The following is a 22,027-nucleotide window of genomic DNA, read 5'->3' as shown; positions in this document are numbered from 1 at the left end:
ACACGGCCAGCGAAGCTGGCCGTGTTCGCCTACACACGCGAGATTCTTTACTGCCCATGGGAACCTGGCGCACAACTTGTAAGATCTTCGCAATGATCTGGTAACAAGCATACCGTATAATAAAAATGCTGATGACACCACATCCCTGTCGCCTTCCATCAGCCCAACCAGATATCCATCCCGTGATAGAGAGCTTGCATGCCTTTCAATCCCTACGCACTCATCCTGATTATTTCGGCGTTTATCTCGGCCTCGCTGGCTGTCTATGTCTGGCAGCGGCGCGCATCTATTCCGAGTGGCACCCTCTTTACCTTGATGATGCTGGCCATTACTACCTGGTCGCTGGCTTATGGCCTTGAGCTGGCGAGTAGCGATTTCAGAACGATGCGCTTCTGGCTCAGCGTGGAGTATTTTGGCATCGCGACGGCACCGGTCTTCTGGCTGCTCTTTACTATCCGTTATACCGGGGGAGGCGATTGGCTTGATGATTGGCGCGTGGCTTTGCTCTTCATTGTGCCTGCCCTGACAATTATCCTCAATCTTACCAATGAGCTCCACTATTTTTACTATACGTCGATCGCGCTTGATACCAGTGGCCCTTTTCCGTTGCTTGCGCTTGAACGCGGTCCCTGGTACTGGTTCAATGTCGTCTATAGTTATCTTGCGATGATGCTGGGGACGCTTATTCTGGTACGCTTCTGGCATCAGACGCCGCGGCCTTATCGTGGGCAAACCACGATCTTGATCCTCGCAGCAGTCATTCCTCTGGGGCTCAATTTCCTCTATTTGCTCGGGTTTAGACCATTTACGCATCTGGATCTCTCACCGGTTGCTTTTACGGCCACCGGGGTCTTGATGGCGCTTGGCATCGCCCGTTTGAGTCTGTTGAGGCTGAACCCAATTGCCCGCAATACGCTTTTTGAGCATCTGCGTGATCCTGCGCTCGTGATTGACCATGAAGGCCGCCTCACCGATTTCAACCAGGCCGCAACCAACGTGCTCGATCCGGTGCTCTACCAGCGTATCGGCTGGTTTACCCATACGGCTCTGAACCAGTGGCCGACCCTCGCTGATTTTTGTTATGCTCAGAGTGAGGAACACGCCGAGATCCATCTGGCAACGAGGCCCGGTGAGATCTATGAAGCGGTTCGTACCCCCCTCACTGATCGCCGGCGTCACAATGTAGGCCAGATTGTCGTCTTGCACAATATTACTGCGCGCTATCAGAGTGAACAGGCCATGCGGATTAGTACGGCTCTTGCCCACGAACGCGTGCGCACCCTCGAAGCCCTCAGTGCTACCTTTGCCGAAATTGCCACCGAACATACGACGGATCGTTTGCTCCAGGCGATTGTGAACCGCGTGGCGACGTTGCTCAAGGTGGAATTGGCCGAACTGCTGATCTACGATGAGGCCGCCGATAATCTTATGGTCGCTGCTTCATATCCTCCCGATCCGCAACGCTATGGCAGCCATCTAGCGTTCAACGAGACGCCCCTGGGCTATGTGGCCTGTACCCGGCGGAGCCTGATCCTGCGGGCGAATCAAGATTGGGCCGAGGCGCTTCCCGGGATGTTGACGAGCGAGATGAAGATGAGTCTCGCGGTTCCGTTGCTGCAAGGTGAACAACTTGTTGGGGTTCTCGGGGTGAGCAGCAATCTACGCGAACGCGATTTTGACGGCGATGACGAGCGTCTGCTGATGCTTTTTGCCCAACAAGCGACCGTCAGCCTGCTCAATACTCGGCTCTATACCCAGTTGCTGCTCGATCCATTGACCGAAATCAATAATCGTGGGCGCTTTTTCGAACTGGCCGAGAAGACCCTCGCCAATGCGCTTGCCGATGAGCGTTCGCTCGTGATTGCGTTGATCGATCTCGATCACTTCAAACAGGTCAATGACACCTATGGGCATCGCATGGGCGACGAGACCCTGCGCCATATTGCGGTGCAATGCCGTGATCAATTGCCCCCCGAGGCCCTGCTTGGGCGGATTGGGGGTGAGGAGTTTGCGGTGCTGGTTGACGACGAAGATGTGACAAATATCTATGCACTGCTGGAAACCATCCGTGAACAGATCGCCGCACAACCAATTGAACACGGCGAGCAATCAATGCATATTACGGCCAGCATCGGGGTTGCGGTACTCAAACCTGATCACCCCGAGAGCATTGATCAGTTGCTCGAGCGCGCTGATCGTGCCCTCTATCGTGCGAAGAGCGGTGGGCGCAATCAGGTGCAAATCAGCTGCCCTGAGAACGATGCCCCCAATGGCACCTCGTACGAGGGGGTTTCGGCCTTGACGTCCCATCAGTTATCACTGTTGCGCCGCTCGCCACGTTTGCCTTAGGGACAATACGTTTCAAACAAGATGGTTTTTTGACGCGAAGGCGCGAAGCTGCGTGTGGAGATGCATCAAACCTTTGCGTCAACTACCGGGTATCGGTTCGGCCATGCTGCCATCCTGGCGTTCGATCAATTCGATCAGTGGCGCCACATACGGCTCGGCCCAGGCAGGTCGTTGCACACCAACATAGATGCTCAGGGCAATGAGCGCAATGAAGAAGAGGTTGATGATCATGCGGATAAATCCGGCGATGCGGGTCACACACCCGCGTCGTTTGCGGTTTGGTTGCGCCGCTGGTGCCTGCGGCACCACAGGCTGTGGTGCCGGTGGGGCCGTAACTCTACCGGGAGCCACCGCCGGTGGGACAACAACCTTGCCGGGGGCCACCGCCGGTGGTGCCGCGACCTGTGCCGCAGCAGCCTGAGGGATGTGGACGGTTGGTGGGGCCACGCGAACCTGCGGTCGCTGGGGGAGTGCCTGCGGCATAAGCGCTCGGCGAAAGGCCTGAACGGTGGCAAAACGATCCTGGGGCACCTTCTGCAAGGCCTGTTGCAGGGCATCACTTGTGCGTTGTGAAATGGTTGGCACAAGAGTACGCGCTGCCGGGTAGCTAAAGGGCAATTGATCGGTTGGATCACGGCCAGTCAGCAGATGATGCAGGGTGGCAGCCATGGCGTAGATATCAGATTGAGGGGTTGCCAGGCCTTGATACTGTTCGGGGGGCGCATAGCCCGGGGTGCCAATCTGCGTCCCTCGTTCGGTTGGCTTGAAAAGCTTGGTAATGCCAAAGTCAACCACCTTGATCCCATCGTGCTCGTGCTCAACCATCACATTCGAGGGCTTCATATCACGGTAGATCAGCCCCTTACCATGCAGATGTTCCAGCACATCGCAGATCTGATCGGCCCATACCAGCACACGCGGCTCAGCAAAGGGGCCTGTCCGCTGCACCAACTCCTCGAGATCGTCGCCACGCACAAAATCCATCGTCAGATAGTGGCGTCCCTCATCGCGAAAATGGCTATAGACCCGTGGAATGCGCGGGTGATTGAGCCGTTGCAGGATCTCGGCCTCGTCATTGAACCGCTGAATCGCCTCCTGCCGCTCATTGGCATTGGTAAAACGATCATGCATCTCCTTGATCGCATAAACCTTGCCGTCCTCGTCAAGACCTTCATAGATCGCCCCCTGTCCACCCTGCTTGATCACCCGCGTAATGACATACCGACGGTGATCGCTCGGGCGGTCGTTATTGAGCATCACGTCATGCCCGCAGTGCTGGCAAAAGCGCGCACGGCGCAAGTTTTGCTGATGACACATGGGACAGAGGATGTGCGTCACGTCGTCCATAGCGCTCCAGACTGGCAGGGTAACGGAGGATCCATACCCACAGCGTAGCAGACCCGCTTGCTTCGGACAAGCCGAAGCTATGGGATTGACGTTGAACCGGGGGGATTTGTTGCACAGGCCTGCGCTTGGTCCACCGTTCTGCGCCGTACCTTGCCCGGCCCCGTTGGGCAGGAGTTTTATGGTTGCACAGGCCCGTGCTTGGCCCACCGTTCTGCGCCGTACGTGGGCCGTAGGCCCACGTACGGCGCAGAACAACCCTATTTCCAGTCTTTTTTGCGATACCCAAGCCAGTTGAGCGCGTTGGCATCGTCACGCCAGTTGGGGCGAACTTTGACCCAGAGATCGAGGAAGACCTGGTGCCCAAGCATGCGCTCTATTTCGTAGCGTGCAGCGGTACCGATCTTCTTGAGCATCGCGCCCCCCCCACCGATGACGATCGCCTTCTGGCCTTCACGCTCCACATTGATCGTCATGCGGATGTAGGTACCATTGTCGCGGGGTTCCCATTCGTCAACCTCAACAGCGACCGCATGGGGAACTTCCTGTTGCGTATGGTAGAGCACCTTTTCGCGGACAAACTCGGCGGCAAGGTGTTGTTCATTCTGGTCAGTTACTTGATCATCGGGATAGAGCGGCGGGCCAGGGGGCAAACGCACTTCAAACGCCTCGATCAAGCTATCGAGACCCAGCCCGCGTTGGGCCGAGATAGCCATTTCCAATTCCCACGAGCCAAGCGCCCGGTATGCTTCGAGGTATGACTCACCGATCTTACGTGGTTGGAGGTCAACCTTGTTGAGGATTAGCACCGCGTGGCCGCGTACCCGTTGCACCTGAGTCGCAATCTGGCGGTCGAGTTGCGATGGCGGCTGGCTGATATCAACCATAAAACCGATCACATCCGCGTTGGGCAGGGTACGCTCGGCCATATCAACCATCATCCGCCCGAGGGCGTGATTGGGCTTGTGAATGCCGGGGGTGTCAACAAAGATGATCTGGGCATGCGGCCGATTGAGAATGCCCCGCAGCGGTACCCGCGTTGTCTGGGGTTGGGGCGAGACAATCGCCACCTTCTGGCCAAGCAGCGCATTGAGCAGGGTGCTCTTGCCGACATTTGGTTTGCCTACGAGAGCGACAAACCCCGAACGAAAATCGGCAGGTACGTTGGGTAATGGCTCAGGTGATCCCGACGCAGCTGCGGCAAGGGTCGCCGCATGTGGTGGCGCAGGGTCAGCAGTGCTTGCAGGGACATGAGCGTCGGCTTCAAGCGCTGGTGCTGGTGTGAGTGTGGGGAAGACGTCTGCGTCGGGATCAACCGGAGCAACCCTGGCGGGAGCAACTGCATCGAGGTCAGCCGAAGCAGCCTCGCCAGGGCCAACCGCATCGAGGTCCGCCGGTGCAACCTCGGGTTGGATAAAGACAACGGGCCCATCGCCAAGGGCGGCCTCTGGCTCATCAAGAGGAACCAGGATTGGTACGAGCGCAGCGAGGGTCTCAGGCGTTGCGAGCGGAGGCGGCAGCACAATCTCGATCCCGAGGATGGTATCATCAGCATCAAGATCGAGGATAGCCGTCTCGACGAGAGGCACCCGTTCAACGGGAACGGACTCAGCGAGCGCGACGAACAGCACGCCCGAGCTCATATTCAGGCAATCGTAATCACCATCGAGCACCAGATCAAGCTGAGCGAGGGTTACCTCGTCATCAAGTTCCAATTGCAGGGCCACCAGACGGCCTTGCGCATCAAGCAAGAGCGCGGCAGGATACTCGAGCACCGCCACGGCCTGACCTTCTTGAAGGAGCGTAAAATAGACATAGAGGGTTCGAGCCTCGGCGTCAAACGAAGCTTGCAGCATGGGTCTCACTCATCTCGGCCACGTTTCAGTGGAATTTCGGCTTTCAAATGATCATTTGCCTCCCCGCGAAGCAGGGTAACTTCAATCTGATCAGAGTCAACATGGGGCAAATAGCGTGAAAGCACTTCAGCCATTTCAATTTTCATCTGTTCAAGCATATCGGGGGTCAGCTTATAGCGATCGTCTACCAGCACCATCATCAGACGCTGCTTGGCAACACTGGCGCTGCGATCGCGGCGCCCTCCCCCAAAGAGATTGCCTAAAAAGCCCACAGCAGAGTCCTTTCGCTACGTACGGCGACGGCCAAAGATTCCAAAAAAGCGTTCAAGCACACCAGGCTGATCCTGGAGGGGCAGGAACGGCACTTCTTCCCCATTGAGGCGGCGAGCAATATTCAGAAACGCCCGCCCAGCCAGCGAATGCTGGTCATAGACAGCGGCCTCGCCGCGGTTCGTCGAAGTCACAATGGCCTCATCATCGGGCACAATACCAAGCAGATTGATCGCGAGCAACTCAATCACATCCTCAACGGACAGCATCTCACCACGATTGACGAGGCGCGGCTTAATCCGATTAACAATCAGACTCGGCGTCCCCTTTTCAGCCGCCTCGACGAGCCCAACAATGCGATCGGCATCACGTACTGCCGACACCTCGGGCGTGGTGACAATAATCACCTCATCAGCCCCGACGATCGCATTGCGAAAACCACCTTCGATGCCAGCGGGGCTGTCAATCAAGACAAAATCAAACTCGGTGCGCAACTGATTGGTCAAATAGACCATCTGTTCAGGGCTCACGGCATCTTTATCGCGTGTCTGGGCTGCGGGAAGCAGGCAGAGTTCAGGTAGGCGTTTATCTTTAATGAGGGCCTGGCGGAGGCGTGCGCGACCTTCGACCACATCAACCAGATCATAGACAATGCGATTTTCGAGGCCCATCACCACATCAAGATTCCGCAACCCGATATCAGCATCCATCACGGCTACACGTGCGCCTCGCATAGCCAGCGCTGTGCCGAGATTCGCCGTTGTTGTTGTCTTGCCGACACCGCCTTTGCCCGAGGTGATGGTTATAACGCGCGCCATAGACACTCCACTCGCTGCGAGCCAGGTCGAAGAAGTTGGCGGGAGCGCCACCTCCTTCGACCTGACCCATTAGCGCTTATAGTTTTCCCACGACTCAACGACAATCTGATTATGCTCAATCCGTGCAACCTCGGGCACATGCGGCCCATTGCCCCGCGGAGGCGTTGTTGCGATCTGATCGGCGATGCGCAACTGAGTTGGTGACAACTCGAGGCCGCAGATGACCGCCTCGGCATTGCCGAGGGCTCCAGCGTGAACGAATCCGCGCAACCGCCCCCAGACGATCACGCTGCCCCCGGCAATCAATTCACCGCCGGGGTTGAGATCGCCAATCAGCGTAATATGCCCACTATGACGGAGCACCTGCCCCGAGCGCACCGTCCGGGTCAGCAGCAAGGCTTCGCTTTCGGGGGCAACGGAAGGGGTCCCTGGGGGCGGATCGGCATAGCGAGGCAAGGGACGGGCCGTGATCCCAATGGCACGAGCAGCATTGCGTGCTTCACGCGCATTGGCACTGAGCGCATCAGCGACGACACCATGATGTTGTAATAGGTTCAACAATTCACTCAACTGGATCTCATCAAGGGATCGTTCACCAAGTTCGAGGGTCAGGCGTGCGCCATTAAAAAAGGCCTGGTTCTGCGTCAACTGCTGTTCAAGCTGAACCAGCAGAGCAGGCCAATCAGCAGTGTCATCGAAGCGCATCCGTAAACCGTCGCGCCCACCTTTGATGCTAATCAGGTCGCTCATGAGCCCATTGCCTAATTTGAACGAAAGAAATTCTCTAAATTATAGCACAGATACCTACGCGATGATCTGCTAGCGTAATACCTCTGAACGCGCTATACTGTTAAGATACGCCGCGAGCAACCATCAGGAGGATACGCGTGTTACAGCCAGAGGATCTATCTCCGACGCTTGAGGGGTTTACCCAGCGCGAATATGATTTGTTGCGCCGTGAGCTTGCCGAAGCGCAACAGGCCGTGCGCGGGTTACGCCGTCAGCTCGACAAAGCTATTGCGGCGTTTGGTGAAGCGCAACGTGCTCACGCCAAGATGGTAGCGACCTTGACCGAGACGATGCGTGAAAATACGACGCTCACGAACGAACGCGACCTCTGGCGGGCACGTGCCCAGCGCCTGGCCTCGGGGGTAGCGCATGAGGCCGATTACGGCAAGCCGGTGATTGATATTACCGCGCTGGCAGGTCAAATCACAGAAGATGAAGTGAATGCTATCCGCAAAGCGATGGCGCGCCTCCATCATCCCGATGTTGGCGGCAATCCCGATCGTATGAAGGCATGGAACGCCGCCCTTGATCGCATTGGCAAGCTGTGATCGTCAGTCATTGCTAGGCGTTGTCGCTCAGATCACGATGCAAGTTCGTGCGTAGCTTCTCGAGCAACGACGCAAGCACCTCTTGTTCAGCCGGCTCCAGCAACCCCATCCGGCGCTCGACCGCTGTATTATGCAATGCCGAGGCCTTTGTACACAGCGCATGCCCTTCACTGGTCAAAAGAAGCCGCTGGGCACGGCGGTCGTCAGGGTCAGGGGTGCGCTGAACGAGGCCACTTGCCTCGAGGCGATCAACCAGACGCGTAATCGTGCTCTTGACACACAGCAACTCAGCGCCGATATCCGTCAGACGTCGACCCTGTTCGAGATCAAGCCGTTGCAGAACCGCAAATTCGAGTGGGGTAAGCCGGGTTACGGCGAGAACCCGCCGGTCACCGTCGTCAAGGAGAACATAGATATCGTGGATGAGGCGATGCTGCTGCAGGGCCAGCGACGCAAGGCTCAGTGGGGCCATAAGTAACCCTCTCATGTGCAATAGTTGCAAGTGCAAGTAAGTATAGAAGCGGAACGTGACAACGTCAAGAGATGATGTGTAAACCATGTACACAGACATTTCGGTGCAGAAACAACAACTTCGCCGCGTGATGCGCCAGCGTCGCGATGCGCTGGCGGCGCGTGACGTGCATACGCAGGCGCTCTGTGCGCACCTGGAACGCCTCCCTGCCTATCACGATGCCGCGACCTTGCATACCTTTCTCCCGATGCAGAGTGAACCTGACCTGCGCCCGCTGTTGCGGCAGGCGCTGGCCCAGGGCAAACGCGTTGCGGTCCCCGTCGTTGAGCCTGATGGCACCCTGACCAATAGTTGGCTCAGCAGCCTCGATCCCACGGCTTTTATCACTGGGCGTTTTGGGACACTCTACCCGACCATGCGGGAACCTGCCGAACCCGGGACATGGCAGCTCACCTTCGTGCCATTGCTTGCCTTTGATGCACAGGGTTACCGTCTCGGCTATGGCAAAGGTTATTATGATCGTCTGCTGGCGATGAGTCCTGGGTTGCATATCGGCATTGCTTTTGCCTGCCAGCAGGTGACGCAGGTACCCCGTGAACCCCACGATGTGCCAGTTGACCTGATCGTCACCGAAGCAGGGGTTTTTTCTCTGCTTTGACGCAAAGGCGCAAAGGGTGTTTAGAGCCAATACCTTGCAAAGAAGGCGGCTCTTTTGACGCAAAGGCGCAAAGGCGCAAAGGTTTTTGCGTAGGTGAGCGTAACCCTTCGCGTCTTCGCGCCTTCGCGTGAGCTTCTTTGAAAAGTATTGTGTTTAGAGCGCATCTAGACGCAATACCTTGCAAAGAAGGCGGCTCTTTTGACGCAAAGGCGCAAAGGCGCAAAGGTTTTTGCGTAGGTGAGCGTAACCCTTCGCGTCTTCGCGTCTTCGCGTGAGCTTCTTTGAAAAGTATTGCATCTAGACGCCAAACGGGCGATGGATAGCTGTTGGCAGGGGCGCTTATGGTGCCCAGGCGACGCCTGAGTCGACATCGAGGTGCATGCCTGTTGTAAGGCGCCGGGGCTCGCTGGCGACGAGCGCCCCCAGTTCCGAGAGACTGAGATCAGCGACCCAGAGGTCAAAGCCTGTTTCGCCGGGGGCGATGGCAAGAAAGGCGAGTTGGGTGCCCTCGGGAGCAAAGGCAGGGCTACGGGCGGTGCCAAGACTGGTGAGGCGTTGAGGAACGCCAACCCCGCCCGAGGGCAAGCCAAAGAGATCGGTGCCACCACCATCACGGGCGGTGAAGGCGAGCCAGAAGCCATCAGGGGAAAAAGCAGGATCATAGCTTGGCACCGGCGCCCCTGGCACGACGCGGGCTTCGCGGGTGGCGAGATCAAGCCGATAGAGTTGCTGCGCCCCCTGCGGCCCGAGGCCAGCCCGGGTAAAGACGAGCACCGCCCCATCAGGGCTAAAGGCACTGCGTCCAACATGGGCATTGCTATCGGCATAAAGGCTGGTGATTGGCCCGGGGCTAGCCGCAAGTAACGCGAGACTCAGGTTATAGTCGGCCGGCGGGTCACCCACGGGTGGGGCGGCCTGGGCTGCCACGACGATTTGCATTCCATTGGGGTGCCAGGCAGGATACCAGACCCACCGGCTTGCATAGACACGCCTGAGGCTGTTGGGTGGCTCGGTGGTGCCAAATTCGGTTAACTGGGCGAGCGGGCCGCCTTCGGCATCGATCAGCAGGAGATCGCTAAAGCTGTTGTGACGAACAACATAAGCGATGCGATCACCGTTGGGTGACCAGGCCGGATGCACGGCCTCACCTGACCCAAAGAGGGGCTGAGCCTCGTTGCCCTTCCACTGCCAGATGACCCCATCACGCACAAAAAGCAACCGTCCGGCCAACGTTTCGCCGCGCACCACACGCTCAGACGCCTCGCGGTTGGATCCGGCTGGCTCTGATGGTTGCGGATTATCGCCACAAGCGGTCAAGAGCAAGGCCAGTATGAGCAGAAGGAAGAAACTGTATCGTCGCATAGACGCAACCCTACCGTCGCACAAACCAACTGATAATCCAGGGCAACAGCCGACGGGCCTCACGATTCGTCAGGGGCGCAACCAGATCCTCGGGCAAATTGGGCGGCAAGAGGGCCATGAGTGCGCCAGGAACAACTTCAAAGGTCATCGGAGTCATCCCGATGGAATCGCCATCAACCTGTACCGGCATCCGCGGGCGCGAGGTTACCTCAATCGTACGGGCACGGTAATAGGCAATATCAGGATCCTGGCTATAGCTACGCAACAGAATCGCCCCCAGACGACGGAGGGCGCTCAGGCCATTGTAGCCTTTAATCACACAGACATCAAGCAGACCATCGTCAATACTAGCCCGATGGGTGATTTTGACCAGGCCGCCATAGAGTTGCGAATTGCCAATAACGATCATCAAGACCCGAGCCTTGAACGGGCGACCATCAAGATAGAGTTGGGTGCGCGCACCCCGGATACGAAAAGCCTCTTCGATGCCACGCACCACATAGGCCAGTGCGCCAAAGCGACGTTTTTCATCGGGCTTGACACCCGCAGTAATCGCGGCATCAAAGCCAATCCCGGCCATCAACAGAAAATAGTGTTCACCGGCACGTCCGAGGTCAATCGGGCGGGGCTTCCAACTCAACAGGGCCGTTGCGGCAGCCCGGGGTTGCAACGGCAACCCGAGTTCACGCGCCCAGACATTCATCGTGCCGAGCGGCAACGTCGCCAGCGCAGTCTGCGAACCAACGAGCCCATTGATTACCTCGTTGATGGTGCCATCACCACCGGCGGCGATCACCAGATGATAGCCCTGCTCTGCAGCCAGACGGGCCAAACGGCGACCATCCCCGGCCGCACGAGTTGGTTCAAGCACGACCCGCCAGCCTTGCTCACGCCAGACACTCGCCGCAACTTCCAGTTCGCGCTCGAGCGTTTCAGCCTGGCCAGCCGTCGGATTGAACACAAGCATTGTTTGCATAATACCATTAATGATAGAGGGCTTGAGACTCTGGCAGTATACCACACCCGGCGGTTGACACCCCATAGCCTTTGCGTTACCATACGCTCTACCCGCCTCCTCAAAGAACACCACGCATGTCCTGTATGGCTTTGTAGCAAATCTGACCAGCGGAAACAAGATGTATGCAAGCGTTGATTGATCAATTTCTCGCGTATCTGGCGACTGAGCGAGGCAAAGCTCCAAATACGATTTCGGCCTATCGCATTGATCTCGATCAACTTGTCGCGTATTTACAGGAACAAGACGTGAGGGCCTGGACTGACGTTACCCCTGATCATGTGATGGGATTTTCGATCTTTTTGCGTGAGCGTCGGTATGCCAACAGTACGGTGGCTCGACGTACCGCAGCAGTGAAAGCGTTTTTTGCGTATCTCGTGAGTCAGCACGTGATCGAGGTTGACCCCTCAACGGCAATTGACTCGCCAAAGGTTGATCGGTATACGCCAAAATCGCTCACCCTGTTCCAGGTTGATGAACTGCTCGAGTTGCCCCTGCGCTCGTCATCGTCTGAGGGGTTGCGTGATAAAGCCATGCTTGAGTTGCTTTATGCTACCGGGATGCGTGTGGGCGAACTGGTGGCGCTTGAGCTGCATGATCTGTCACTCGAAGCGCACACCGTACGCTGCGCGGGCCGTGGCGGGCGCGAGCGGGTCTTGCCCCTCAATGATACGGCCTTTGTTGCTGTCGAGGAGTACCTCGATAATGCGCGTTCGCAGTTGACGCGGTCAGACGGTGTGCGTGCGACGGCGCTCTTTGTGAATCACCGTGGCAAGCGGTTGACCCGTCAGGGCTTCTGGCTGATCCTCAAGGGGTATGCCGAAGAAATTGGGCTCTACGATCTGACTCCGCATATGCTGCGCCATTCGTTTGCCAGCCATATGCTTGCCAATGGGGCCGATCTGCGTGAAGTACAAGAGCGCCTGGGCCATGCATCACTTGCAACCACCCAGATCTATGCAATCATGCAGAGTGAGCAAGCTTCGTTGTCGCCGACGTTTGCTCAACTCAACGCGGCCTATCCCGCAGCCGAAGTTAAGGCAGATGCCGTTCAGGATGAGGATTAGTTTATGCCTGCTCTTTCGATGGATCAGATCGTCTCGCTCTGTAAGCGCCGGGGTTTTATTTTTCCGGGGAGCGAGATCTATGGCGGTCTCCAGGGAACTTATGATTTTGGGCCGCTGGGGGTTGAACTCAAGAATAATCTGATCGCTGACTGGTGGCGCACCAATGTCTATGCCCGCGATGATATGGAGGGGCTCGATGCGTCGATTCTGATGAATCGGCTGGTCTGGAAGTATTCCGGCCACGAGCAGACCTTCAATGATCCACTGGTTGATTGTCTGGTCTGCAAGGGTCGCTTTCGTGCCGATAAGCTTGCCGATGCGCGCTGTCTGTTGCACCCTGATCAGCGTCCTGGAACCTGCGAGGGCCGCTTTACCGAGCCACGCGATTTCAATATGATGTTCAAGACGGCTATCGGGCCGGTCGCTGATGATGAGGCGTTTGCCTATCTGCGCCCCGAGACAGCCCAGGGTATTTTTGCCAATTTTGCGAATGTGTTGACGACGACGAGCCGCAAGTTGCCCTTTGGCATTGCGCAGGTCGGCAAGGCGTTTCGCAATGAGATCAATCCGCGCAATTTCCTCTTCCGGGTGCGCGAGTTTGACCAGATGGAGATTGAGTTTTTTGTGTTGCCGGGTACCGATGAAGCCTGGCACGAGCACTGGCTCCAGGCACGCCTCGACTGGTGGGCCTCGGTCGGGGTGCCCCGCGAGCGCATTACGATCTATGATGTGCCGGCTGATGAGTTAGCCCACTATTCGAAACGTACCTATGATTTGATGTACGATTATCCCTCTATTGGCGTGCAAGAGATCGAGGGCATCGCGAATCGTACCGATTATGATCTCGGCTCGCATAGTAAGGATCAGGCGCAACTCAATCTGACGGCCCGTGTGAACGCAAATCACGATAGTACGGCGCGTCTGACCTACTATGATGCCGAGCGCAAGACGCACCTGGTGCCCTATGTGATCGAGCCTTCAGCCGGGGTTGGCCGTGGGTTGCTGGCGGTGCTCTGTGAAGCATATGCTGAGGAGATGACGAAGCCTCCTGCGCCCGAGCGCCTGACGGCGGTTGGTGAGGCGCTGGCGGCTTTTCTGAAGTCGGTCGGGCGCAATGAGAAGATGGGCCCGCAGCAACGCGATGACCTGCTTGAACAGGGCCAGGCCGTCGCCGCCGCGCTCCCCGAACGTTTGCCCGCCGTCGAGGCCTTGCTGGCGATGCCGGGGGCCGATCTGATTGATCTTGGCAAAAAGCTGCGCGGCCAGGCTCAGCCGCTGCTTGATGAACACTATCGCACGGTGCTCCATCTGCGCCCGCGGCTTGCCCCGGTGAAAGTGGCGGTCTTTCCGCTGAAACGGAACCATGAAAAGATCGTTACGACCGCACGGCAGATCCGTCGCCAACTTCAACTAGAAAATAACATGCGCACGGTATATGATGATACCGGAGCGATTGGCAAGCTCTATCGGCGTCAGGACGAAATCGGAACTCCGTTCTGCGTCACAGTTGATTTTGATACTATCGGCGAAGGCAAAGACGGCGCGCTGACGGGGACAGTTACCGTGCGTGATCGCGATACGATGGCCCAGGAACGGGTCGCTATCAGCGAATTGCAGGGCTATCTTGAGGCGAAATTGCGCAATTAAAGCGAGGTGCCTATGCAAGGTCGATTTACTATTCCTACACGCATTTACCTTGAACCCGCAGAACGTGAACGCTTGCTTGCACTGCTCCAACGTGAAGGACGTACCCTTGATGATCTGGTGACGGCACTGGTGACGGCGCATCTTGGGCACGTGCCTGAACCATCATCAGAGCAGCAAGAGCGTGCCGTTGGCGAGACGGTGGTTGGCGAATTGCACCAGCGGCGCACCGAGTTGCGCCGCTTGCGCTTCAAGTTGCACGATCCACACAATGAGCCGCCGCACTGGTTGCGCACGATGGTGAGTGAGCTCGAAGCCGAAATTGCCCGGCTCGAGGTGCTCCAGGATCGCTGGACATAACGACCAATGAAGCTCCGTCTTGATGCGCTGATGGTCGAGCGTGGCCTGGTCGAGAGCCGTAGCAAGGCGCAGGCGCTCGTGATGGCCGGGAGTGTTCGGGTTGATGGGCAACCCGCGAGCAAGCCTGGGATGCAGGTTGATGCGCGTTGCGCCGTTGAGGTCGTCGCTGCGCTGCCCTACGCGAGTCGTGGCGGCTACAAACTGGCGCATGCGCTCGATCAGTTCGGGCTTGACCCGGCTGGCCTGACCGCCCTCGATGCCGGTGCTTCGACAGGCGGTTTCACCGATGTCTTGCTGCAACGCGGGGCGCGCCTTGTCTATGCGGTTGACGTTGGCTATGGAATCCTTGAGTACCGGCTCCGTGCTGATGCGCGGGTGGTGACCTTGGAGCGCACGAATATCCGCTACCTGGAGGCGTTGCCCCCTGCGCCTGGGGCCGACGCTTCGCCCCGCGCGCCCCTGGCCGAGTGTGCGGTGGTTGACCTTGCCTTCATCTCGCTCAAGCTGGTTTTGCCATCGATCCAGCGCTTGATTACGCCGATTGCCTGGGTGGTGGTGCTGATCAAGCCCCAGTTTGAAGCCGGCCCTGCTCAGGTTGGCAAAGGCGGCGTGGTGCGCGATCCGGCGATCCATCGCAGTGTCATTCGCCAGGTACTCGGGGCGGCTAACGAACTCGGGCTCACCCCGTGTGGTCTGACCCGCTCGCCGATCACCGGGCCCGCCGGCAATCAGGAATTTCTTGCCTGGTTGCAACCTGGTGGGGAGCCGCTTGAGCTCGAAAAGATCGTGTTGTAGTGGCAATACCTGGCAAATAAAGTAGTTTTTTTGACGCAAAGGCGCAAAGGCGCAAAGGCGCAACGTTTTTGCGAACCACTCTGGGAAGTTGGGGAGTGCAGCAGCGATTTTGGCAGACATCACCGTGACTCAAAACGACGGCGGAGCCAATCAACGGCGACGGTCAGCGCAATCAAGACGAGGATGCCTGGCAAAAAGATCCGCGGGATGGTAAAAAGCAGAGCCAGACCAAAAAGCCAGATGATGCTATTGAGGCCATTGAAATAGCGCCCACGCAGGGCTTCACTAATAAAACTGGTGAGGCCAACAACGACCAGAATGCCCGGCCAGAACTGACGAGTAAAGAAGAGCAGGGCCAGGCCAATCAAGAAGACGACCGCGGCAATCGCATCAGTGGCCGGTTGTGCCCGTGGCTGCGCAGGTGGTTCTGGCGCAGCCAGATCGCGGGCAGGTTCAAGATCGATGATAGGTGGCGAACTGCGCGTCGGCATGGCGGCAGGATCACCGAGGCGTTGACCACAACGCACACAAAAGACCGCATACGGTGGATTGTTGGCCCCACATACCGCACACGTGATCACGTTGGGGGCGCTAGTCTTTGGCAACACAACGGTCGAACCGGTGACACCCGGTCGCTCGGTTGGGGTTCCACACTCAATACAAAAAGCCGCATCATCGGGCAGATCGGCACCACAGGCTTGACAACGCATAGGTTCCTCCGCAACATTCGGTCACACATGACCAGGTAGAACCACCGCAATCTTCTGGGAGAGTCGGCTCACGCAGCTTTACTCGCGACTCGGAGTGCCGACTTCGTAGTGCTGATTTCGGAGTGCCGACTTCAGTCGGCTGAGCCGGAAGCCGACTGAAGTCGGCACTACCATAGACCCGATGGACGATTGAATATTCATAAGTCGGCACTACGATGAGCGTAAACTGAAAAACTATCTAAAAATATATTCAAGAGCGTAGTTAAAAACGACTCAGACACGCTTCGGCCTCGCGTTGCATATTCAGCGGGGCCTGATTGACCTCAAGCGTACCGGCAAGGAGCCGGCCCATCCAGGCATTGATCCCATAGAGCGCACAACGGACGGCCTGTGTTGGCGGCAAGCCTGGCGCCTCGGTGGCGCGTCGGGCGGCGACGGCCAGCGCGGAATCGTCGCCATTGACGAGTTGCGCAAGCACGGCCTGTTGTGCAGGTAAGCGCCCGAGCTCACGGGCCAACTTGAATTGAACCTCGGGTTCGCTGAGCAGCGTCGCAAGCGTCGCGACATCGGCCAGGCGTGACGGCTCCAACCCGGTCGTAACCATCAGATAGGTGCCCCCAAGGGGTGCAAGCGGGGCCTTGCCAGTTGCGGGGACCATTGGTAACGGCGCAATGCCGAGTTCAAGGGTCTCGCTCACCGCACGATAGCGGGGCAAGGCCCAGTCACCATCAATTGCAAAAGCGGCATACTCCTGGGCAAAGAGGCGCTGCCCACGCGCATAGCTATCGCCATTGGTTGGGGCCGCCGTATACAACTCACGCATCAAGTTCAGAGTGGCCGTCATCGCAGGCGTATTGAGCGTAATCGTTGCGCCGGCAGGATCGGTTGGAGCGCCCCCAAACGCATGCAACCAGGGCAACACCCAGTGCGGATCAGTCCAGGCCATCACCAGACCAGCCGTCATTGGATTGCTTGCCGCTCGCGCACGGACAATCAACTCATCGCTGGTGGCTGGCGCTGCCTCGATCAACTCACGATTGTAGAGCAACAAAAGGCTATTGCGCGCCAGCACCGGAACACCCCAGAGCAGACCATCATAGGTTGCAGTGGTGAGCAACGCCGGCAGCGCCTCGATTGAACGCAGAGCGTCGGGAACCGGCTGCAGGTGACCATCAAGCAACAGACCAGCAAGATCCTCTTGATGCCCCCAGATCAGATCAGGTAACGGCTCGCCGCGTACCGACGCTGTCGCGATACTCAAACGTAGACCATCGGGCGGGCGCGGCACAACCTCGAGCTCAAGGTCGGCGCGTTGAGCGAGATCGGCGAAGAGCGCCTGTACCGTAGCGAGTGCGGGGCCTTCTTCAGCGACCCAAATCGAAAGCGCCGGAAGCGTGGGCGTCGGTGTCGGCGGTACACGCGTGGGCAACGGCGTCGCCGAAGGGCGAGGCACGAGCGTCGGTGTTGGCGACGGCTCACGCGCTTGATCCACCACAATCTCAGCTGATGGAGGAGGAGCACACCCGGTAGCGACCATCACCAGGAGCAGTGCGAGCAACAGCAACCAGATTGTACGCAAGCATTTCATACCCGTATTATAGTACAGTCTGCTGTCCCTCGTAGCCCAACCGCCCATGGCCTGCTTGCACCTGTGGCCTACGTAGAACCGCACATAACATGCTTGGCCCTGTGGCCGTAGGCCACAGGGCCAAGCATATATAATGATCTTAGCTTTGTTAATCACTACCTTGCGGAAAGCAATCTTAACCGCACAGCCGCTAGCAAAGGATTATGATAGACGGCACGAGACGCGTTTACATGCAAGTAGTTCAGCCATCTACCTGTTAGGAACCATCTCTACAATGGTGTAAAGGGATGTTCTGTGCTTACGATAACGTATCGAACGGTTACATGCAGCCTTCGGCCTAAGCATCGAGCATCAAGCAGTATCCGTGACAAGTGGTACGATAAGGCTATGAAGGAGTGACTATGCGCATCGGTATCCTCACCGGTGGTGGTGACGTGCCCGGTCTAAACCCATGTATTAAAGCAGTGGTCAACCGTGCAGCGGCAAATGGATGGGAAGTTGTTGGTATCCGTAAGGGATGGGCAGGGCTCCTCAACTACAACCCTGACGATCCGGATGGAAGCTCCGAATGGGTGCAACCGCTGACACCAGCACATGTTCGGACAATTGATCGTTCTGGTGGTACGCATCTGCACACCTCACGTACCAATCCAGCCAAAGTAAAACCATCGGCTATACCCGATTTTCTCCAGGGCAAATTCGAGCCAGCAGGTGAGAAGAAGCTCATTGACGCGACGCCCCATGTGCTACGGGTTCTCGAGCATCTCGGCGTTGACACACTTATCCCCATTGGTGGTGATGATACGCTGAGTTACGCCGCCCGGATGCATCAAGAGGGCATTCGGGTCATCGCGATTCCCAAGACAATGGACAATGATGTCTTTGGCACCGATTACTGTATCGGTTTTAGCACCGCAGTAACCCGCAGTGTCGAATTCATCAATGCTCTGCGTACCCCGGCAGGAAGCCACGAGCGGATCGCGGTGGTCGAACTCTTTGGGCGCAACAGTGGTGAAACGGCCCTTATTTCGGCTTACCTTGGTGATGCTGATCGGGCCTTGATCAGCGAAGTGCCCTTTGACATCGAGCGTGTCGCCAGTTTCATTATGGATGATCGGCGCAACAACCCGAGCAATTATGCCGTCCTCGTTATTTCTGAGGGTGCCAGTATGCTCGGCGGGCAGGTGGTCGAATATGGGCAGGAAGATGCCTATGGGCACCGCAAACTCGGTGGAATTGGAGAGATCGTCGGTGAAGCGCTCACCAAGATCACCGGGGTGGATATCCTCAATCAACAACTCGGCTACCTGATGCGTGCCGGTGCTCCCGACTCGCTTGATCGTATGGTGGCCGCCTCATTTGGCAACCTGGCGATCCAGCAGCTCGAAAAGGGACACGATGGCGTGATGGTTGCGCTGCAAAATGGGGTCTATACGACCGTGCTCGTCGACTCGAGTATTCGCGGGGTCAAGCGCGTTGACGTGCCTGAACTCTATGATACCGAGCAGTACAAACCGCATATTACCCACCTCGTCGGCAAGCCGATGTTCCTCTATTAAGCATTTGGTTGGGGGAACGTAAAAAAGCCAGCGTAGCTGGCTTTTTTACGTTCCCCCAACCAAATGCCGTCACCAGCTTTACACCTCCGTTGACAAATAGCGCTAGCGGCGCTACACTATACTTTAGCCCGGAACAAAAAGCCTATACCCCTCCCGCCGGTTCTTCGCGACGTTAGCGCCCCGGTGTGTGTAATGACCAGCCGTCGGCCTGGTGACAATGCTGTACCCGGCCACCCCCCAGGGTTGCATGTGTGTAGAAGCCTCATCCATCAGGTGGAGGTTGGCCTTGGCATATTCGGTTGCTCCTTCGTCTTCGGTGCGAGTGCGGACAGTCATGGTAACGGCAGGACGCCGGATGCTGCCGGTTATTGGGCTTGTCGCAGCGCTGCTTCTCATCTGGGAAGGCAGCAAACTGCTCTTTGGGATCTCTGATCAGCGCCTGCCCCACCTCGGCGATATTGTGGCGACAATGTTTACCCGTACACAGGGTGGCAATGGGCCGCTCTTGCTTGTACAGATGCTCATCAATGCCTGGGCCACTTTGCGGGTCGCAATGGGTGGCTTTTTCATTGGTGGGCTGCTCGGTTTTGGCCTGGCGCTCCTCTTTATGCGCATGCCGATCCTTGAACGCGGTTTGATGCCGTATGTTATTGGCTCGCAGACCGTGCCGATCCTCGCGATCGCCCCGATGGTCGTGGTGAGCCTCGGGCGGATGGGGGCCGAGCCGTGGGTCGCCAAGATCTTTGTCGCGGCCTACCTCACCTTTTTTCCGGTGACGATTGGCATGCTGCGTGGCCTGCGCTCGGCTTCCCCACAAAGCCTGGATCTCATGCGTTCGTATGCGGCCTCTTCGCTGCAGACCTTCTGGAAGTTGCGCTTGCCCGCTTCGCTCCCCTATCTCTTTGCCTCACTCAAGATTGCTGCGTCGGCAAGTGTTATTGGCGCGATCGTCGCCGAGTTGCCCTCGGGCAGCAGTGAAGGCATCGGGGTGATGATCCTGAATGCCGCTCAGTTCTATAATTCGCGTCCTCCGGCGCTCTACCTGGCGATTCTCGTCGCCGGGCTGATCGGCGTGGTTTTTTATGGTCTCGTTGCGCTCGCCGAGCGCCTGATTGTGAAGCGTTGAAGCAATGGATACACCAATTATTGAGTTCGAGCGGGTGTCGAAGATCTATCAGGGTGGCGCGGGGCCTGTCACAGCTTTGCACGATGTGACCCTGCGCATTGCCGCTGGTGAGTTTATTGCGCTCATTGGGCCGAGTGGCTGCGGCAAAAGTACGCTGATGCGGCTGATCGGCGATCTTGAGCAACCGAGCAATGGGACGGTACGCATCAAGGCCAAAACCCCCGACCAGGCCCGCCGTGATCGCGACTATGGCATTGTCTTCCAGTCGCCGGTACTCTACGATTGGCGTACGATCCGCAAGAACGTCGAACTGCCGCTTGAGATTATGGGGCGCCCCAAAGAGCAACGGCATCAACGGGCAATGGAACTGCTCAAACTGGTCGGCCTTGGGGATTTCGGTGATGCCTACCCTCATCAGTTATCAGGCGGCATGCAGCAACGTGCCTCGATTGCCCGCGCCCTCTCGTTTGCCCCGTCGATCCTGTTGATGGACGAGCCGTTTGGGGCGCTTGATGAGATTACCCGCGAACGGTTGCAACTCGAACTGCTCAGTATCTGGTGGGAGGCGGAACCGCGCCCGACGGTCATTTTTGTCACCCATAGCATTCCCGAAGCGGTCTTTCTCGCGGATCGGGTGGTCGTGATGTCACCGCGTCCGGGTCGAGTCCAACGGGTGGTTGAGGTCAACCTCGCCCGCCCGCGCGCCTTCGAGACCCGCGAAGATCCACAGTTTTTTGCCCTTGTCACCGAGGTGCGCGAGTGCCTCCGGGCAACGGAGACGGCAGGGTAAGCCTATGCAAGCAACGACGGTTTCAACCCCGGCAGTACGCAGCATCGACCAGGTCGCAAAGTGGTTTCATATGATCTGGCCGCCTGTCTTGACCTTTCTTGTGGCGATTGCCTTGTGGGAAGGGGCGGTCTGGCTGTTTGAGATCCCGATCTATCTTTTGCCAGCCCCCAGTCAGATTATGGCGACCTTTCTTGAACGCCCCTGGTTTTTGCTGGGCATTGGGATGGTGACGTTTAGCAATGCACTGATGGGTAGCGCCATCGGGTGCTCACTTGGGGTGCTGGTGGCGATCTTTTGTGTGCGCTGGACCTTTGTGGCTGATGGCTTGGTGCCGCTCGCCATTGCCGCAAGTGCTGTGCCCATTATTGCGCTCTCGCCCCTGATGGGCATCTGGCTCGGCAGCGTCAGCGCCGCCTCAAAGATCGGGGTGATCGCCGTGATGACCTTCTTTCCGACGCTCGTCAGCGTCTACGCCGGGCTTATTTCACCTCGCGCCGATGCGTTGCTCTTGATGCGGTCGTATGCGGCCCCCCAACGCGCTGTCTTTCTCAAGCTACGCATGCCTGCCGCGCTGCCCTTTCTCTTCAATGCCCTCAGAGTCTGCGCGACCCTGAGCATGATCGGTGCCGTGGTGGCCGAGTTTTTTGGCGGCCCTCGGAATGCACTTGGGGTCTATATCAAGACGCAGGCAGGGATTCTGCGCACACGTGAAGCATGGTCGGCGATTATGGTCGCCTGCCTCTATGGGCTGATCTTCTATCTCGTCATTGTCTTGATTGAACGTTGGGTTATGCCGTGGAAGCAACGGCATTCTGGGCAATGACGCTCGTGTGCAACGCAGCTTTCCTGGACAAACATACGTAGAGAAAGGAGGATCGTCGACTCCACCTGTTGGGTAGTGCGCTTT

The 22,027-nt window shown here is 57.6% G+C and carries 21 protein-coding genes; 11 read left to right on the top strand and 10 right to left on the bottom strand.

Translation table 11 applies throughout. The features are described from left to right. Positions 1 to 198: 198 nt before the first annotated feature. Positions 199 to 2,349, top strand: coding sequence for a histidine kinase N-terminal 7TM domain-containing protein (locus EYB53_RS06830; protein ID WP_135477457.1), 2,151 nt, complete (start codon positions 199 to 201; stop codon positions 2,347 to 2,349). A gap of 78 nt (positions 2,350 to 2,427) precedes the next feature. On the opposite strand, the gene EYB53_RS06825 is transcribed toward EYB53_RS06830, so the two are convergent. The 5 genes from EYB53_RS06825 to minC form a co-directional block, all read right to left on the bottom strand. Then, positions 2,428 to 3,696: a serine/threonine-protein kinase gene (locus EYB53_RS06825; protein WP_135477456.1), complete on the bottom strand. Its 1,269-nt coding sequence runs from the start codon at positions 3,694 to 3,696 to the stop codon at positions 2,428 to 2,430. A gap of 257 nt (positions 3,697 to 3,953) precedes the next feature. Then, a complete protein-coding gene (gene era, locus EYB53_RS06820) occupies positions 3,954 to 5,549 on the bottom strand; it encodes a GTPase Era (protein WP_254150940.1) in 1,596 nt (531 codons plus the stop codon). A 5-nt stretch (positions 5,550 to 5,554) separates the two neighbouring features. Further along, positions 5,555 to 5,821, bottom strand: coding sequence for a cell division topological specificity factor MinE (minE, locus tag EYB53_RS06815; protein ID WP_097654638.1), 267 nt, complete (start codon positions 5,819 to 5,821; stop codon positions 5,555 to 5,557). A 15-nt stretch (positions 5,822 to 5,836) separates the two neighbouring features. Continuing rightward, positions 5,837 to 6,637, bottom strand: coding sequence for a septum site-determining protein MinD (gene minD / locus EYB53_RS06810; RefSeq protein ID WP_135477455.1), 801 nt, complete (start codon positions 6,635 to 6,637; stop codon positions 5,837 to 5,839). A 69-nt stretch (positions 6,638 to 6,706) separates the two neighbouring features. Continuing rightward, the gene (minC, locus tag EYB53_RS06805) at positions 6,707 to 7,387 is read right to left on the bottom strand and encodes a septum site-determining protein MinC (RefSeq protein ID WP_135477454.1); all 681 of its coding nucleotides are present in this window, start codon (positions 7,385 to 7,387) and stop codon (positions 6,707 to 6,709) included. Between the two features lie 137 nt (positions 7,388 to 7,524). Here minC and EYB53_RS06800 point away from each other — a divergent pair, with 137 nt between their 5' ends. Further along, the gene (locus EYB53_RS06800) at positions 7,525 to 7,974 is read left to right on the top strand and encodes a hypothetical protein (RefSeq protein WP_097654635.1); all 450 of its coding nucleotides are present in this window, start codon (positions 7,525 to 7,527) and stop codon (positions 7,972 to 7,974) included. Positions 7,975 to 7,987: 13 nt separating this feature from the next. On the opposite strand, the gene EYB53_RS06795 is transcribed toward EYB53_RS06800, so the two are convergent. Then, complete coding sequence (locus tag EYB53_RS06795) at positions 7,988 to 8,446, bottom strand: MarR family winged helix-turn-helix transcriptional regulator (protein WP_135477453.1); 459 nt, start codon at positions 8,444 to 8,446, stop codon at positions 7,988 to 7,990. An 85-nt stretch (positions 8,447 to 8,531) separates the two neighbouring features. Here EYB53_RS06795 and EYB53_RS06790 point away from each other — a divergent pair, with 85 nt between their 5' ends. Next, the gene (locus EYB53_RS06790) at positions 8,532 to 9,104 is read left to right on the top strand and encodes a 5-formyltetrahydrofolate cyclo-ligase (RefSeq protein ID WP_135477452.1); all 573 of its coding nucleotides are present in this window, start codon (positions 8,532 to 8,534) and stop codon (positions 9,102 to 9,104) included. 339 nt (positions 9,105 to 9,443) lie between these two features. On the opposite strand, the gene EYB53_RS06785 is transcribed toward EYB53_RS06790, so the two are convergent. Both EYB53_RS06785 and EYB53_RS06780 read right to left on the bottom strand, forming a co-directional pair. Continuing rightward, positions 9,444 to 10,466 carry a TolB family protein gene (locus EYB53_RS06785; RefSeq protein ID WP_135477451.1) on the bottom strand — a complete coding sequence of 341 codons (1,023 nt, stop codon included), beginning with the start codon at positions 10,464 to 10,466 and terminating at the stop codon, positions 9,444 to 9,446. A 10-nt stretch (positions 10,467 to 10,476) separates the two neighbouring features. Beyond that, positions 10,477 to 11,442 (bottom strand): diacylglycerol/lipid kinase family protein, encoded by a 966-nt coding sequence (locus tag EYB53_RS06780; RefSeq protein ID WP_135477450.1) that lies wholly within the window; start codon positions 11,440 to 11,442, stop codon positions 10,477 to 10,479. A gap of 164 nt (positions 11,443 to 11,606) precedes the next feature. Here EYB53_RS06780 and EYB53_RS06775 point away from each other — a divergent pair, with 164 nt between their 5' ends. From EYB53_RS06775 to EYB53_RS06760, 4 genes are read left to right on the top strand one after another with little or no spacing between them, the layout of a single operon-like run. Continuing rightward, positions 11,607 to 12,548, top strand: a complete 942-nt coding sequence (locus EYB53_RS06775) for a tyrosine recombinase (protein ID WP_135477449.1) — start codon at positions 11,607 to 11,609, stop codon at positions 12,546 to 12,548. A 3-nt stretch (positions 12,549 to 12,551) separates the two neighbouring features. Further along, positions 12,552 to 14,195, top strand: coding sequence for a glycine--tRNA ligase (locus EYB53_RS06770; protein ID WP_135477448.1), 1,644 nt, complete (start codon positions 12,552 to 12,554; stop codon positions 14,193 to 14,195). A 12-nt stretch (positions 14,196 to 14,207) separates the two neighbouring features. Further along, positions 14,208 to 14,552: a hypothetical protein gene (locus EYB53_RS06765; protein ID WP_135477447.1), complete on the top strand. Its 345-nt coding sequence runs from the start codon at positions 14,208 to 14,210 to the stop codon at positions 14,550 to 14,552. A 6-nt stretch (positions 14,553 to 14,558) separates the two neighbouring features. After that, complete coding sequence (locus EYB53_RS06760; protein ID WP_135477446.1) at positions 14,559 to 15,347, top strand: TlyA family RNA methyltransferase; 789 nt, start codon at positions 14,559 to 14,561, stop codon at positions 15,345 to 15,347. Between the two features lie 119 nt (positions 15,348 to 15,466). Here EYB53_RS06760 and EYB53_RS06755 read toward each other — a convergent pair whose 3' ends face one another. Further along, the gene (locus EYB53_RS06755; RefSeq protein ID WP_135477445.1) at positions 15,467 to 16,057 is read right to left on the bottom strand and encodes a zinc ribbon domain-containing protein; all 591 of its coding nucleotides are present in this window, start codon (positions 16,055 to 16,057) and stop codon (positions 15,467 to 15,469) included. 262 nt (positions 16,058 to 16,319) lie between these two features. Next, on the bottom strand, positions 16,320 to 17,645 hold the full coding sequence (locus EYB53_RS06750; protein WP_205712597.1) for a sugar ABC transporter substrate-binding protein: 1,326 nt from the start codon (positions 17,643 to 17,645) through the stop codon (positions 16,320 to 16,322). A gap of 401 nt (positions 17,646 to 18,046) precedes the next feature. Here EYB53_RS06750 and EYB53_RS06745 point away from each other — a divergent pair, with 401 nt between their 5' ends. From EYB53_RS06745 to EYB53_RS06730, 4 genes are all read left to right on the top strand, one after another. Continuing rightward, positions 18,047 to 19,204 (top strand): 6-phosphofructokinase, encoded by a 1,158-nt coding sequence (locus tag EYB53_RS06745; protein WP_135477443.1) that lies wholly within the window; start codon positions 18,047 to 18,049, stop codon positions 19,202 to 19,204. 286 nt (positions 19,205 to 19,490) lie between these two features. Next, positions 19,491 to 20,330: an ABC transporter permease gene (locus EYB53_RS06740; RefSeq protein ID WP_167857292.1), complete on the top strand. Its 840-nt coding sequence runs from the start codon at positions 19,491 to 19,493 to the stop codon at positions 20,328 to 20,330. Between the two features lie 4 nt (positions 20,331 to 20,334). Continuing rightward, positions 20,335 to 21,120: an ABC transporter ATP-binding protein gene (locus tag EYB53_RS06735; RefSeq protein ID WP_135477441.1), complete on the top strand. Its 786-nt coding sequence runs from the start codon at positions 20,335 to 20,337 to the stop codon at positions 21,118 to 21,120. A 4-nt stretch (positions 21,121 to 21,124) separates the two neighbouring features. Next, the gene (locus EYB53_RS06730) at positions 21,125 to 21,943 is read left to right on the top strand and encodes an ABC transporter permease (protein WP_135477440.1); all 819 of its coding nucleotides are present in this window, start codon (positions 21,125 to 21,127) and stop codon (positions 21,941 to 21,943) included. Positions 21,944 to 22,027: the final 84 nt, after the last annotated feature.

The sequence above is a fragment of the Candidatus Chloroploca mongolica genome (assembly GCF_004762035.2).
Classification (GTDB): domain Bacteria; phylum Chloroflexota; class Chloroflexia; order Chloroflexales; family Chloroflexaceae; genus Chloroploca; species Chloroploca mongolica.
Note: the sequence above shows the minus strand (reverse complement) of the source record. Positions and strands in the feature narration are given on the sequence as shown.

Bases quoted from the DNA above. Each gene is read 5' to 3' on its own strand.
- EYB53_RS06830 (WP_135477457.1), top strand. From the start codon at position 199: ATGCCTTTCAATCCCTACGCACTCATCCTGATTATTTCGGCGTTTATC.
- EYB53_RS06825 (WP_135477456.1), bottom strand. From the start codon at position 3,696: ATGGACGACGTGACGCACATCCTCTGTCCCATGTGTCATCAGCAAAAC.
- era (WP_254150940.1), bottom strand. From the start codon at position 5,549: ATGCTGCAAGCTTCGTTTGACGCCGAGGCTCGAACCCTCTATGTCTAT.
- minD (WP_135477455.1), bottom strand. From the start codon at position 6,637: ATGGCGCGCGTTATAACCATCACCTCGGGCAAAGGCGGTGTCGGCAAG.
- minC (WP_135477454.1), bottom strand. From the start codon at position 7,387: ATGAGCGACCTGATTAGCATCAAAGGTGGGCGCGACGGTTTACGGATG.
- EYB53_RS06795 (WP_135477453.1), bottom strand. From the start codon at position 8,446: ATGGCCCCACTGAGCCTTGCGTCGCTGGCCCTGCAGCAGCATCGCCTC.
- EYB53_RS06790 (WP_135477452.1), top strand. From the start codon at position 8,532: ATGTACACAGACATTTCGGTGCAGAAACAACAACTTCGCCGCGTGATG.
- EYB53_RS06785 (WP_135477451.1), bottom strand. From the start codon at position 10,466: ATGCGACGATACAGTTTCTTCCTTCTGCTCATACTGGCCTTGCTCTTG.
- EYB53_RS06780 (WP_135477450.1), bottom strand. From the start codon at position 11,442: ATGCAAACAATGCTTGTGTTCAATCCGACGGCTGGCCAGGCTGAAACG.
- EYB53_RS06775 (WP_135477449.1), top strand. From the start codon at position 11,607: ATGCAAGCGTTGATTGATCAATTTCTCGCGTATCTGGCGACTGAGCGA.
- EYB53_RS06770 (WP_135477448.1), top strand. From the start codon at position 12,552: ATGCCTGCTCTTTCGATGGATCAGATCGTCTCGCTCTGTAAGCGCCGG.
- EYB53_RS06765 (WP_135477447.1), top strand. From the start codon at position 14,208: ATGCAAGGTCGATTTACTATTCCTACACGCATTTACCTTGAACCCGCA.
- EYB53_RS06760 (WP_135477446.1), top strand. From the start codon at position 14,559: ATGAAGCTCCGTCTTGATGCGCTGATGGTCGAGCGTGGCCTGGTCGAG.
- EYB53_RS06755 (WP_135477445.1), bottom strand. From the start codon at position 16,057: ATGCGTTGTCAAGCCTGTGGTGCCGATCTGCCCGATGATGCGGCTTTT.
- EYB53_RS06750 (WP_205712597.1), bottom strand. From the start codon at position 17,645: ATGAAATGCTTGCGTACAATCTGGTTGCTGTTGCTCGCACTGCTCCTG.
- EYB53_RS06745 (WP_135477443.1), top strand. From the start codon at position 18,047: ATGCGCATCGGTATCCTCACCGGTGGTGGTGACGTGCCCGGTCTAAAC.
- EYB53_RS06735 (WP_135477441.1), top strand. From the start codon at position 20,335: ATGGATACACCAATTATTGAGTTCGAGCGGGTGTCGAAGATCTATCAG.
- EYB53_RS06730 (WP_135477440.1), top strand. From the start codon at position 21,125: ATGCAAGCAACGACGGTTTCAACCCCGGCAGTACGCAGCATCGACCAG.